The organism is Nocardia arizonensis, assembly GCF_001310275.1.
In the GTDB taxonomy this organism is placed as follows: Bacteria; Actinomycetota; Actinomycetes; order Mycobacteriales; family Mycobacteriaceae; genus Nocardia; species Nocardia arizonensis.
Genome location: NZ_LGYZ01000049.1, coordinates 1 through 12,630, shown reverse-complemented (window position 1 = coordinate 12,630; position 12,630 = coordinate 1). Strand labels below are relative to the sequence as shown.

The window sequence follows — 12,630 nt, the reverse complement described above, 5'->3', positions numbered from 1 at the left end:
GTGAAATTCAGCGCGCCGAGGTAGAGACCGACTTCTTACCGGTCGCGGGCCGCGGAACCCGGCCCTTGGCGAGAAATCGGCGCAGACGCGCCAGCGGCCAGGTATTGACGACCTCGGCGGGTTCCACCCATCCGCGTTGCGCGGTGGCGACGCCGAACCGGATGTGGTCGAAGTGCGGGACGGCGTGGGCGTCGGTGTCGATGGCGAACAGGACACCGAATTCCCTTGCGCGCCGGACGAGATCGTCGCGCAGGTCCAGCCGATCCGGGAAGGAGTTGATCTCCAACGCCGTTCCGGTGCGCGCGGCGGCCGCGAAGACGGCGTCGGCGTCGAAGTCCACGGGCGCCCGGCTGCCGAGCAGCCGGCCGGTGGGATGGCCGATGATATTGACGTAAGGGTGCTCGATCGCCTTGATCAACCGAGCGGTCATGACCTCGGCGGGCTGGTCGAAATGCGAGTGCACCGAGGCGATGAGCAGATCGAAGCCCGCGAGGAATTCGTCGTCCCAATCCAAGCCGCCGTCGGCGGCGATGTTCAGCTCCGACCCGTGCAGCACCGTGATGTCGGCGCCCGCCGCCAACGCGCGCAGCTCGTCGCGTTGTTTCAATGCCTTCTCGCGGGTCATGCGCTGCATGGCCAACCCGGGCGCGTGGTCGGTGATCGCGCAGTATCGGTAGCCGCGGCGGGCCGCCTCGTCGACCATCCGCGCGGCCTCGGCGATTCCGTCGGTGAGTTCGGTGTGCAGGTGCAGGTCGCCCGCCAGGTCGGATATCTCGACGACTCGGGGCAGGCGCCCATCGGCGGCCGCCTCCACCTCGCCGCGGTCCTCCCGCATGGTGGGCGGCACCCAGGACATGCCGAGCGCGCCATAGATGTCGGCTTCGTCGGTCGCCGGTATCGGCCGGTCGTCGTCGGTGGCGAAGAGCCCGTATTCGCTCAATTTGAAGCCACGGCGCAGTGCCCGGTTGCGTACGGCGATGTTGTGCGCCTTGGAGCCGGTGAAGTACAGCAGCGCCGCGGCCCACGATTCGGCGGGCACGACCCGCAAGTCGATCTGGATGCCGGCGGTGGTGACGATCGACGACTTGGTGGATCCGCGCGCGAGCACCCGGTCGACGACCGGAAGGGCGCAGAACCGGTCGGCGACGGCGGTGGCGTGCTCGTCGTCGGCGACCGCGAGAATGTCGATGTCACCGACGGTGTCGCGCATCCGGCGCAGCGATCCGGCGTAGCACGCCCGAGTGACACCGGGGAATCCGCTCACCTCGCCGACGAGGTCGTCGGCGACCGACACCGCGACTCCGAGCGGGATCCGCCCGCCGTCCGCGCGCAGCGATCGCAGCGCGCGGATGAGATTGTGTTCGCTGATCTCGCCCCACCCCCGCAATCGCCGCAGCCGTTCGTCACCCACCGCGGCCATCAGTTCGGGCACCGACGAGATGCCGAGTGCCTCGTGGAGTTGACGCGCGCGGCGCGGCCCGAGTCCGGCGACGGTGAGCAGCGCTCGCAATCCGGGCGGCACCCGGGCGCGCAGCTCGTCGAGCGCGGCGATATGACCGGTGGTGCGCAATTCCAACAGCCGGTCCGCGGTGTGACCGCCGACCGCGGGAATCGCCATCAGCCCGGTCCGGTCGAGGTCATCGATATCGAGGTGATGGCCGGCGATCGCGCGGGCGGACTTCTCGTAGGCGCGCACTCGGTGTGAGTCGCCACCGGAGATGGCGATGAGATCGGCCATCTCCTGCATCGCCTCGGCGGCGACGTCGTTCGATCGCATATTGCACGCTCCGGCTGTCGGGTCACCCCCACGATTCGCCTTCCCGCGTCGTGGCGAGAGTGCAAGGTGTCACCGACACACATGACCTTCGGCCCCGCGGCCGGGAACGTTGTCGCCCGGTCGGCCGGGTGGGACAAGGGGCGATCGTCGGGGCGATCGGGTCCTTTCGGCCGTTCCCCCGACCCGGCGTGGCGAGGAATCGTGCTGATATGTCCGAAACAACACGACTCTCAGCTCCGCAACGGCGGCGGTCGGCCGAACAGGCATTGTCTTCGGCGGGCCCGAACGCGAAGACCCTGCTCGAGGTGCGATGTCCCCGGAACCACCATGTCGCGGTGGTACTGGAGACACCCTCGGGACCGGTGTTCCGATCGGTGGTCGGGCGCCGTGCCCACGGTCACCGCGACTTCGTCGATACCGGACATGGTCCGAACCAGAACGGATCGGCGTATGTCGACCTGCTGGCGATAGGTGAACTGCATGACGATTCGGTCCCCGCGAGCTGTGAATGCGGCCCGTTGACATTGTCGCGGGCACAGATGCGCCGGGCGATCGCGGAGGGGGAGCGGACCATCGAGTCCGCGCGTGCGCAGTCTCCGTAGACCGCGGCGGGCGGCGGGCCGTACTACGTTCCCCTCACCTCACGCGGCTCGGCTGGACCCGCGCCGGTTGCCACCACTGGCCCGCACATCGCGCGGGCGCCGCGCCACCGGAGGCGAGTAGTTCGTCGCGGCGTACACCGGGGATGACGTGGTAGTCGATCGACCCGGGCACGCTGACGAGGGCCAGAGCCCACCACAGCGCCCGCACGTAGGCACGGGCCAGTCGCGGATCGTCCCATTCGTAGAGACCGCGGTAGTAGCCGTCCCGATCGTGTGCGAGCCACAGTTTGGATATCAACCCCGGAAACCCCGCGAACAACACAGTGTTCACGAGGCTTTCGCGCCGGAACAGCGCGTGCCCGCGGCCTCGGACCCCGCGAAGCCGAAAGCGGACCACCAGCACGCAGGGGTCGCGGGGCGGCGTGGCGCGCTCGACGCGGGTCTCGCGGAAGACGCGGGTTCTCGTGCCGTCGGCGAATTCCAGATTCGTGCCGAGGTTGGTGCGGGGGAGGTGGATGCGACCCCGCGCCAAGAGCGCGAACGTGCGCATCGCACAGTACGCGAGGGCGGCGAGCGCGGCGCCTGGTGGCAATGGCCCGGGCGGGGCGTCGCCGGTTCCGGCGGTCGACATTCGGTCCATCCGTCCATGGTGTGCCTGCCGCCGAGGGCGGTGAAAGGGTCCTATGGCCGCGGCGATGGTGCCTTCGGCGCGGCAGCCCGTGTCGAGTACAGCGGTCGGAGTCCGGGGCAGACACGCGCCTGGGGCGCTACGGCGGTTCGGGGACCGGATCGTGCACCGAACTGAGCATCATCGCCGAGACGGTATCGATGAACTGCCGCCTGGTCAGGTCGATCGATCCGCGCAACCATTCGATGGCGAGATCCGTGCAGCCCGCGGCGAGGATGTGGGCGCGCAGGAGCATGCGTTCGCGGGGGACCGAATTCCCGACCAGCAGTGTCTCGGCCTGAGCCACCATCGTCTCGGCGACCGTGCGGATCATCTGCCTGCGGCGCTCGCGCAGGGCGGGTGTGCTCTCGAGTTCGAGCAGCATGGCCCGGCGACGATGATCCTCGGTGAAGAAATCGGCGGTGACCTCGACATTGGCTCGGATGCGGCCGCCGATGTCGGTGGGTGTGGCCGCGGCGACCTCGGCGAATCGCGACAGCAGGTGCGACAGCTGCCAGTCGTAGACGGCGAGGACCAGATCCTCACCGTCGGTAAAGGATTCGTAGAAGTACCGGCTGCCGACCCCCGCCTGCTTGGTCACCGATCGCACGGTCAGGCCCGCGACTCCCCGCGTTCCGATGAGGTCGAACGCGGCGGCCAGCAGCAGCTCCCTGCGCCGTCCCTGCCGCGCCTGCGCGGTGGCACCTCGATAAACCCGTTTCGGACCGTCGGACACGTCGCCCATCTTCGCATCCGAGCACCGCCCGGCCGAGATCGCTTGACGGCGCGACTCGGCGATGTCTACAGTCCATATCGGGAATCATCGGATTCCGGATATGGCGACTCGGCGGAGCCCGGATCTCCCGAGCGGGATGTCGGGCCTCAATCAGCGAGGGCAGTACAATGTTCGACCTCATCATTCGCAATGGTCTCTGGTTCGACGGCACCGGTTCCGAGTCGCGCAGAGCGACACTGGGAATCAAGGACGGCCGGGTCGCCGAGGTCGCGTTCGGCGCGCTCGACGAGACCGACTGTCCCGAGGTGATCGACGCGAGCGGCAAGTGGGTGCTTCCGGGATTCATCGACATCCACACCCACTACGACGCGGAGGTGCTGCTCAATCCGGGCCTCGGCGAATCGGTCCGGCACGGCGTGACCACGATCGTGCTCGGCTGCTGCTCGATGTCGACCGTGTACGCCCGGCCCGAGGATGCGGCCGATCTGTTCAGCAGGGTGGAAGCCGTCCCGCGCCGGTACGTGCTCGAAGCCCTCGAGCAATTCGGGACGTGGGAGGATCCCGAGGGCTACATCAAGGCTCTCGACGCACTTCCGCTCGGTCCCAATGTGGCGTCGTTTCTCGGGCATTCGGATCTGCGCACGGCCGTCCTCGGGCTGGCTCGTGCGACCGATCACCGGGTGCTTCCGACCCGCCGGGAACTCGATACGATGGCCGAGCTGCTCGATCGGGCGCTGGCGGCGGGAATGCTCGGCATGTCGGGCATGGACGCGGCCATCGACAAACTCGACGGAGACCGGTATCGCTCACGCGCCCTGCCCTCGACCTACGCGTGGTGGCACGAGCGGTGGCGGCTGATCAACGTATTGCGCGCGCGGGGCCGAGTCCTACAGAGCGCGCCCAATGTCGCCAACCCCCTCACGGCCGTGCTGTTCTTCCTGGCTTCGGGAACCCGCTTCCTGCATCGCGATCCGGTTCCCGTCAGCCTCTTGGTGGCCGCCGATTCCAAGTCCATGCGCGCGGCCCACTTGCTGCTGCGCGGCGCCGCGGCCGTCGGCAACGCCGTTTTCGGATCCGAGGTCAAGTTCCAGCATCTGCCGGTGCCGTTCACGCTGTACTCCGACGGTATCGACCTGCCGGTGTTCGAGGAGTTCGGCGCCGGAACCGCCGCGCTGCATCTGCGAGATCAGATCGAACGCAACACACTGCTGGCCGATCGCGAGTACCGCCGCCGATTCCGTCGGGAATTCGCCGTCAAGCGGCATCTGCCGGGCCTGTGGCACAAGGACTTTCACGACGCCACCATTGTCGAATGCCCCGATGAGACGGTCATCGGCAAGAGTTTCGGGCAACTCGCCGACGAACGCGGAATCCACCCGCTCGACGCCTTTCTCGACGTGCTGGTCGACAACGGCGAGAAGAACGTGCGCTGGACCACAGTGGTCGGCAACCACCGGCCCGCCGTACTCGACGAGATGGCACGGGACCCGAATGTGCACATGGGCTTCTCCGACGCGGGTGCGCACCTGCGCAACATGGCTTTCTACAATTTCCCGCTGCGCTTCCTCCGGCGAATGCGGGCGGCCGAGGCCGATGGGAGACCCGTGCTGTCACTCGGCAATGCCGTGCATCGGCTGACCGGCGAACTGGGCGAGTGGTTCGGTCTGCCCGCGGGCCGCCTCCGCAAGGGCGACCGAGCCGATTTCGTCGTCATCGACCCGCGCGGCCTCGATGAATCCGTCGACGCCTACCGCGAGGAGCCCGCGCCGTTCTTCGGCGGGCTCTCGCGCATGGTGAACCGAAACGACCAGGCCGTCGTCGCGACCGGTATCGGCGGCCGGGTGGTATTTCGGCTGGGCGAGTTCATCGAGGGCTACGGCCGCACCGTGCAAACCGGCCGTTACCTGCGGGCGGGCGACGGGGCCGAACCCTCGACAGCCGCCGCCTCGCACCTGTTGGAGGAATCGAAATGAAGCCGACGGCCCCGACACCGACGCCTCCCAGCGCCCCGAACGACATCATGGTCCGGCCGCGAAATGTCGAGTTCGACATCTCGCAGTCGCCGCTGCACTGGATTCCGGGCGAACCCATCGCCTCACACGGGATCTCCGTGTTCAACTTCGTGCTTCCGGTCGGTGAGCGCTGGTTCTGCGCAGTGTACGAGCGGGCGCTTCCCTTCGTGCGCGACGAGCGACTCCGCGAGGAGATGCGTGGCTTCATCGGGCAGGAGGCCATGCACGCCAAGAGCCACGACCATGTGCTGCACGACTATTTCGCCCAACACGACATCGATTACGCGCGCCGGTTCATCGCACTGACCGAATGGGCCGAGCGCAGGTTCTACCCGCTGCTCGACAGACTCTCGGGCAATCTCCTGCTCATGGCGCTCAAACCGCAGATCTGCATGATCGCGATCGTCGAGCATCTCACCGCGTACCTCGGGGACTGGATGCTCAACGCCGACCAGTTACGCCGTCCCGGCACCGATCCGGTCATTCTCGACCTGTTCTGCTGGCACTCCGCCGAGGAGATCGAGCACCGATTCGTGGCCTTCCACGTCGCGGAGTACTTCCGAATCAAGAAGCGCCACAAGAATATCGCCGCGCTCATCGTCGGCCTCGCCTACGAACCGCTGCTCGCGTACGCGATCAGAACGCTGGTGAACCAGGACCCCTCGCTGCCGAGGATCGGATATTTCCGTACGATCCGCGAATGGCGGGCCGCGGCGCGTCGGGGCCTGCTCCCCGAGTTCGGCCGAGTCTTCAAGCAGATCCCTGTGCTGCTCAGCAGCCGATACACCCCGGCTCACGTCGGAGACACCGCGCAGGCCGTCGCCTACCTCGCGCAGTCGCCCGCGGCCCGGCTGCACAGCGCATGAGCACAACCGACATCGGGCTGCCGCCACCGAGCATCGGCGGCCGCTTCCGGCAGGACCCTTTTCTTCGCGCGTTCGGCGGTCTCGCGAGTATGTGCGAGGCACTACTCGACAACACCGACTCGTTGCAGCGGTTCGTCAACCGCAGGCCACGGCAACTACCGCTGATCCCGAACCGGATCGCCGTCGTCGTGCGAGAACGGCGGATCGTGGCCGAGGACAACGACGTCGTGGAGCTGACATTGGCCGTGGCGGAGGGCGATTCGCTGCCCGGCTGGCACCCGGGCGCGCATGTCGATGTCTACCTGCCGTCGGGGCGCAAACGCCAGTACTCGTTGTGCGGTGATCCGCGGGACCCGACGCGGTACCGCATCGCCGTGCGTCGATCCCCCGCGGGCGGCGGGGGATCGATCGAGGCGCACGAGCTGACCGTCGGAACCGGCATCGAAATCAGCAATCCCCGCAACGCCTTCGCCCTCGCGCTGCCTGCGACGGATCGCCGTCGGTTGCGGTTCCTCGTCGGCGGCATCGGCATCACGCCGATCCTGCCGATGATCCGGCAGGCCGACGAGTACGGACTCGACTGGAGCATGCTGTATCTGGGCCGCCATCGCCGCTGCCTGCCATACCTCGACGAGCTCGCCGTGCACCGCGACCGGGTCACCGTGCGCACCGACGACCGGCACGGCCTGCCCACAACCGCGGACCTGCTGGCGGGAGTGGACGAGCACACCGCCGTCTACGCCTGCGGCCCGCGAGCGATGATCGATGCCGTGCGGACCGGCCTGCCCGCGGGCTCGACGACCGAACTCCACTACGAGCAGTTCTCCCCGCCGCCCGTCGTGGATGGCCGCGCATTCGAACTCGTGCTCGCCCGCGGCAACCGATCGATCACCGTCGCCGCAGGCGAAAGCGCCCTCGAGGCGATTCGACGGCACCTGCCCGATATCGCGTACTCGTGCAGGCAAGGCTTCTGCGGAACCTGTGAACAGCGCGTACTCGACGGTGAGGTCGACCACCGGGAGAAACTGCTCTCCGATGTCGAACACCAACAGGGGCGAATGCTCGTCTGTGTGTCCCGCGCCGCCGGTGACCGAATAACGCTCGATCTCTGAGAAATGGCGCCGATGACCAGGATCACCAGTTTTCGCAAGCACACACTGACCTTCTCGGTGCGCGACACCGGGCCCGAGGACGGTATTCCGGTCGTGCTGCTGCACGGATTTCCCCAGACCGCCGAATCGTGGGCGGAGGTGTCGCGCTCGCTGAACGAGTCGGGCCACCGGACACTGGCACCCGATCAGCGCGGATACTCCCCGGGCGCCGTGCCGCCACGCAGATCCGACTACCGTCTCGCCGAACTCGCCGACGACATCGTCACGCTCATCGAACGCGCCGGCCTCGGACCGGTCCATCTGGCCGGACACGATTGGGGTGCGGCCGTCGCGTGGACCGTCGCGGCCATACGCCCCGACCTGGTGCGTTCGCTGACGGCGGTCTCGGTGCCGCATCCGATCGCGTTCCTGACCTCGATGCTGACCAGCAGGCAACTGATACGGAGCTGGTACATGCTGTTCTTCCAGCTACCGTGGCTGCCGGAAAGGTTGATGCGCAACGACGGCGGCCTCTTCCACCGGCTGCTGGTGCGCACCGGACAACAGCCCGGAAAAGCGGCGCGCGACATCGTGCGCCTGAATCAGCGCAAGTCCGCGACCGCCGCGTTGAACTGGTACCGCGCGTTCCCGTACGCGTGGTCACTGATCGGCGACCTGCGTCGGCCCATCCGGGTTCCGACCTTGCAGATCTGGAGTGACGCCGACACCGCGGTCGGACGTGAAGGACACGAGCTCAGCCGACGGTTCGTCGCCGCGCCTTGGCAACTGGTGACCCTCGCCGGAACCAGCCATTGGATACCCGACGAAGCTCCGCGGCCGCTGGCCGAACTCATCGCCCGGCACGCCGCCGGAACACGTACGGACGCCGACCACACCAGTTGGTGACGCTCGGCGCCGCTGCCTCCTGTGAAATCCGCCGCAACCGTGCCGGTGCTCGGTTCGGGGCTTGGCATACTCGGTCGGCGAAGGCAGAGAAGACTGCCGACAGTCACCGTAACCGCAGGGAGTATGCAACGTGAGCGTGTCCGAATTCGTCTACAACGTGGTAGTGGTCACGCATCTGCTCGGGATGGCGGCGGTGGTCGGCGGATATGTGGCCGGGCAGCCCAAGGTTTCGGAGTTGATGGTGTGGGGGGCTCGGGCGCAGATCTTGACGGGATTGATTCTGGCGGGGATGGCTTCGGCGATCGATTCGTTGGGGAAGGACCCGGACAATGCCAAGCTCGCCGTGAAGTTGGTGATCGCGGTGCTGGTCGCGGCGTTCGCCGAGATGGGGCGGGCGGATGCCAAGCGGGGCAAGGATGTCGCGTGGATGACGCACGCGGCGGGAGGGTTGGCGATCGTCAACGTTCTGGTGGCGGTGCTCTGGACCTGAGCGGGGGAGTGCGTGCCCGTCCGGCGGACGGGCACGCCGACTCGGGGGAGTGGGTTCGGGCCTACGGTGATATCGAGACAGGGTGACTCTGCCCGCCAAATCTTTGTAAGGAGTAATAATTCTCAGAATTAATATTCTGATACCTGGATATGCGCATTCATGCATCTACTCCTTGCGATAGGCGGTAGCAAGCGACGCAACACCCGACAACTCGAGAACAGCAGCGAGGATGGGCAGTCGGCGAAGACGTTCGACATCCGGTTGACCGCGCTGGGGTCGGCGCGCGGGTAATTGGCGGGAGCAGGAGTGATTGGTCGCCGATCCGCTTGTGCGGTTGCGCGCGCGGTCCGCGCCGACGGATACCAGTAAGGCTGCGAGGGTGTCCGACGAGGTGCTGCGGCGTTGTCAAGCCGACAGCGACCCGGCTGCGCGTCGGCGGCGGGGTCACTGACCGACGGAGGTGCCCATGGGTGCGCGCTGATGGAGGGTTGGGTCGGATCAGTGGTGCGGATTACTGCGCGCCCGCTCGCGGATGAGTCGGTCGGCGGTCCACAGCGGTTGCAGCATGTGCCAGTCGGCGGGGTGCGCGGCGATACCGGCGGCGAACCGGTCGGCCAGGGTCTGAGTCGTAGGCTGCGCGCCGCCAGCGGTGTCGATCGCAGCGCCCACCTGAAATCCCCAGCCATCGGGGGTGAACCAGCAGTGCACCGGCAGGAGCGGTGCACCGGTGTCGATCGCCAGCCGGGCCGGGCCTGCCGGCATGCGGGCCGGTTCGCCGAAAAAGGTGACCGGCACACCCGCACCGGTCAGGTCGCGTTCACCGAGCAGCCCGACGATCCGTCCCTGCCGCAGCCGCGCGGTCAGCTGCGCGAATGGTGGTGCGGCGCCGCCGGTGAGCGGGACGATCTCGAATCCCAGGCGCTCACGGAACCGGATGAAGCGCCGGAACAATGATTCCGGTTGCAGCCGCTCGGCGACCACGGTTGGTGTGCCGACCCGCTGTACCAGCCACACTCCCGCCAGGTCCCAGTTGCCGCTGTGCGGTAGCGCCAGCACGGCCCCGCGCCCGTGCCCGACCGCGGCGTGGATGTGGTCGAGCCCGGTGGCCGCGGTTTCGATGCGCTCGGCCAGCCGCACCGGGTCCATCGACGGCAACCGGAACGCTTCGCACCAGTAGCGTGCGTAGGAGCGCAGGCTCGCGCGCACGAGTTCGTCGGGCACCTGCGCCGGGGTGGTGGACAGCACCCGGGCCAGATTTCGGCGTAGCTGAACCGGTCCACCTCCTCGGGCTGCGCGATCGGCCGCGACCTCGAACGATCGCATCGCCCACCGCTGCGGCAGGGCCCGCACCAGCCGCCAGCCGGCCGCGTACCCGAGATCCCAGGCTCGGTCCTTCATGGTCATTGGTCACCGCCGGCCGATGACGTCACGAGCCCGAAAATGATGATCATGACGGCCTCCAGAAGCCTGGAAAGTGCGTATCCGCTCCAGTTTCCGCCGGTTGATGCACGGTGTACAGGCCCGAAACCACCGATCCTTTCTGCTGCTCGGCAGCAGTCTCCCGCCGCCGTGCGCTGACATCACCCTGGGGTGCGTTCATCTGTCCGGGGCCCACATCGGGCAGACCGAGGTGAGTCGTACCCGATCCGACGGGTCGACACCCCCGCGGAGGGTTTTCCTGCGATGCCGCGAACGTCGGCTTGTGCGTACGCACGCTATCGGCCGGTGTCCGCCGCACAGGCGCGGGTAGGATGGATGGTGTCGGGGGCTTTTCGTACGAGACCACCCATGGTCTGGTCGCCGCCCGACAAGTGAAACAGGGCCCGCCACGCGGCCCCGGTCAGGAGCGTCGTGATGACGCTACAACACGAGCCGATCCTGCTGGGTCGCTCTTCACGCTTTGCCCTCCGCAGCGGCTCGCCGCCGTCGTCACGGCGGTTAGCGACACCGCGAGCACCCCGCCCAGGTGCGGTGGATGGGGCCTGGTGGCCCCGCACGACCGACTTGGTCGCCGAACTGTCCGATCCGGAGGCGCTGCTGAGTCGGCGGGCAGGCAGCATCGACCGAATCATGTTCAATCTGGACGCCTGGCAGCCTGCCCCGAGGCGCACGATGATCGGCGGGCGTTCGGTTCGCCTGGACGGATACCGGCACCTGCCCGGCCATACACTCTGTGTTCTGGGACTGGACCGCACCCGTCTGGTCCTGCTGGTGATCCCCGCAGGCACCCAGACCGCCACCGCCCAGGCGCTGCTGTGGGCCGCATCTCGACCGGGCAATGAATTCACCGCCGACGAACTCGTGGCCGCCGACGCCCGGCGCAGCAGCCTCGATCACACCCAGAACGAGGCCGCGGTGCGCCGCTGGGACGACGAAGGCGGTCACAACGCGCCGATAGACCCGGCAGACCGCAGCGCATCCTGCGCAGGATCCCCGGCCCGTGCGGGAGGCCCGCTATGACACCGATCCCGCCGCAGGACAGAAGCGGTGCCGCCGCCGACCGCGGCCTGGGCCGATTCCAAGCCGGCGCCGACGGTGGGCAACCATTCGACACGCCGACCCGCACACCGCGGCTACTGCTTCGCGAGGATGACGAGGAATCCGGCGGCGTCGACGGCGCCTGGTGGCCCAGAACCGACAACCTCACCAGCGAACTGCACGACCTGGCCACCGTCCTCACCCCGCGACTGGGCCCGACCGCCCGGATCAGCTTCGACTGGAATGCGCTGAGCCGATCCCAACGCCGCATCGACGCTCCCGACGGGATCGAGGTCACCGGACCGCTTCCGGACCAGCCACCCCAGGTGATGTACGTCTTCGGCCTCCACGATCGGCACCTTCGATTGCTGGTGATCAACCCCGCCACCACCGCAGACCGCGCCCACACTCAGATGCGCAAAGCCGCGGGCCCCATCACGGGGTCCAGGTAGTAATCGTGCGAAAACAACGACAATCGCTTGACCAGTGGTTATCTCACTGATGCCTTGTCGACCCAGATATTCTCGCATCCCGCGGCGGTGAGCGCGTTGATCTGGGAGTCGTCTTTCTGTGCGCGCGTGGAGACTCGCGCGTATCCGAGTGACCTCGCGCTATGGGGTCGCGGTAGTAATCGCGCAGGAAACAACGAAGTTCGGGTGGTTGCTGGTCAGCGATGACGGTCGGCGGGCCCGAGACGGCTGGTCAGCCGCGCAACGCGCGGCCATCCGCGACCATGTATCTCCCGCGACGGACCCCGCGTCGGAGCCGGCTCGGGCGAGGACAGAACCGGGCAAAGCCGTGGAGAGCGCGGAAGTGTCGACCTGCGCCCGGATCGTGTCGATTCCCGTACAGATACCGCTCGCCGCATCGGCCAATGCCCGCAACTGCACCGGATCCACCCGCATTCTCTATCCCCTCTCACCGCCGGCGATAAACAACAGCGGAGCTTACGTACCTGAATCAGCGCTGTCGCCAACGTATTTCGCTTGCATCTGTTTCGATGGT

Annotated in this window: 12 protein-coding genes; 8 read left to right on the top strand and 4 right to left on the bottom strand. The window is 67.5% G+C overall.

Annotation, left to right across the window (positions count from 1 at the left end):
• Positions 1-7 precede the first annotated feature (7 nt).
• The 3 genes from polX to APZ21_RS08105 form a co-directional block, all read right to left on the bottom strand.
• Positions 8-1,777: a DNA polymerase/3'-5' exonuclease PolX gene (polX, locus tag APZ21_RS08120; RefSeq protein WP_054812622.1), complete on the bottom strand. Its 1,770-nt coding sequence runs from the start codon at positions 1,775-1,777 to the stop codon at positions 8-10.
• Between the two features lie 636 nt (positions 1,778-2,413).
• On the bottom strand, positions 2,414-3,010 hold the full coding sequence (locus tag APZ21_RS08110; protein ID WP_054812620.1) for a hypothetical protein: 597 nt from the start codon (positions 3,008-3,010) through the stop codon (positions 2,414-2,416).
• A 136-nt stretch (positions 3,011-3,146) separates the two neighbouring features.
• Entirely contained in the window at positions 3,147-3,791 is a 645-nt protein-coding gene (locus tag APZ21_RS08105; protein WP_054812619.1) for a TetR/AcrR family transcriptional regulator, read from the bottom strand.
• Positions 3,792-3,949: 158 nt separating this feature from the next.
• On the opposite strand from APZ21_RS08105, the gene APZ21_RS08100 reads away from it, so the two are divergent.
• The 5 genes from APZ21_RS08100 to APZ21_RS08080 all read left to right on the top strand — a co-directional run bounded on the left by APZ21_RS08100 (position 3,950) and on the right by APZ21_RS08080 (position 9,147).
• On the top strand, positions 3,950-5,755 hold the full coding sequence (locus tag APZ21_RS08100; RefSeq protein ID WP_054812618.1) for an N-acyl-D-amino-acid deacylase family protein: 1,806 nt from the start codon (positions 3,950-3,952) through the stop codon (positions 5,753-5,755).
• Positions 5,752-6,660, top strand: coding sequence for a metal-dependent hydrolase (locus APZ21_RS08095; protein ID WP_054812617.1), 909 nt, complete (start codon positions 5,752-5,754; stop codon positions 6,658-6,660). Before APZ21_RS08100 ends, APZ21_RS08095 begins: the two co-directional genes overlap by 4 nt.
• Positions 6,657-7,772: a PDR/VanB family oxidoreductase gene (locus APZ21_RS08090; RefSeq protein WP_054812616.1), complete on the top strand. Its 1,116-nt coding sequence runs from the start codon at positions 6,657-6,659 to the stop codon at positions 7,770-7,772. Before APZ21_RS08095 ends, APZ21_RS08090 begins: the two co-directional genes overlap by 4 nt.
• Positions 7,773-7,775: 3 nt before the next feature.
• The gene (locus tag APZ21_RS08085; protein WP_054812615.1) at positions 7,776-8,657 is read left to right on the top strand and encodes an alpha/beta fold hydrolase; all 882 of its coding nucleotides are present in this window, start codon (positions 7,776-7,778) and stop codon (positions 8,655-8,657) included.
• Between the two features lie 184 nt (positions 8,658-8,841).
• Complete coding sequence (locus APZ21_RS08080) at positions 8,842-9,147, top strand: hypothetical protein (protein ID WP_054812744.1); 306 nt, start codon at positions 8,842-8,844, stop codon at positions 9,145-9,147.
• Positions 9,148-9,645: 498 nt separating this feature from the next.
• Here APZ21_RS08080 and APZ21_RS08075 read toward each other — a convergent pair whose 3' ends face one another.
• Complete coding sequence (locus APZ21_RS08075; RefSeq protein WP_054812614.1) at positions 9,646-10,551, bottom strand: phosphatidylinositol mannoside acyltransferase; 906 nt, start codon at positions 10,549-10,551, stop codon at positions 9,646-9,648.
• 450 nt (positions 10,552-11,001) lie between these two features.
• Here APZ21_RS08075 and APZ21_RS08070 point away from each other — a divergent pair, with 450 nt between their 5' ends.
• The 3 genes from APZ21_RS08070 to APZ21_RS35035 form a co-directional block, all read left to right on the top strand.
• Positions 11,002-11,607, top strand: coding sequence for a DUF5994 family protein (locus APZ21_RS08070; protein WP_275426190.1), 606 nt, complete (start codon positions 11,002-11,004; stop codon positions 11,605-11,607).
• Positions 11,604-12,077, top strand: coding sequence for a DUF5994 family protein (locus tag APZ21_RS08065; protein ID WP_054812612.1), 474 nt, complete (start codon positions 11,604-11,606; stop codon positions 12,075-12,077). The genes APZ21_RS08070 and APZ21_RS08065 overlap by 4 nt, the downstream gene beginning before the upstream one ends.
• Before the next feature lie 148 nt (positions 12,078-12,225).
• The coding region (locus tag APZ21_RS35035; RefSeq protein ID WP_204249065.1) for a hypothetical protein at positions 12,226-12,630 on the top strand (405 nt) is incomplete at its 3' end.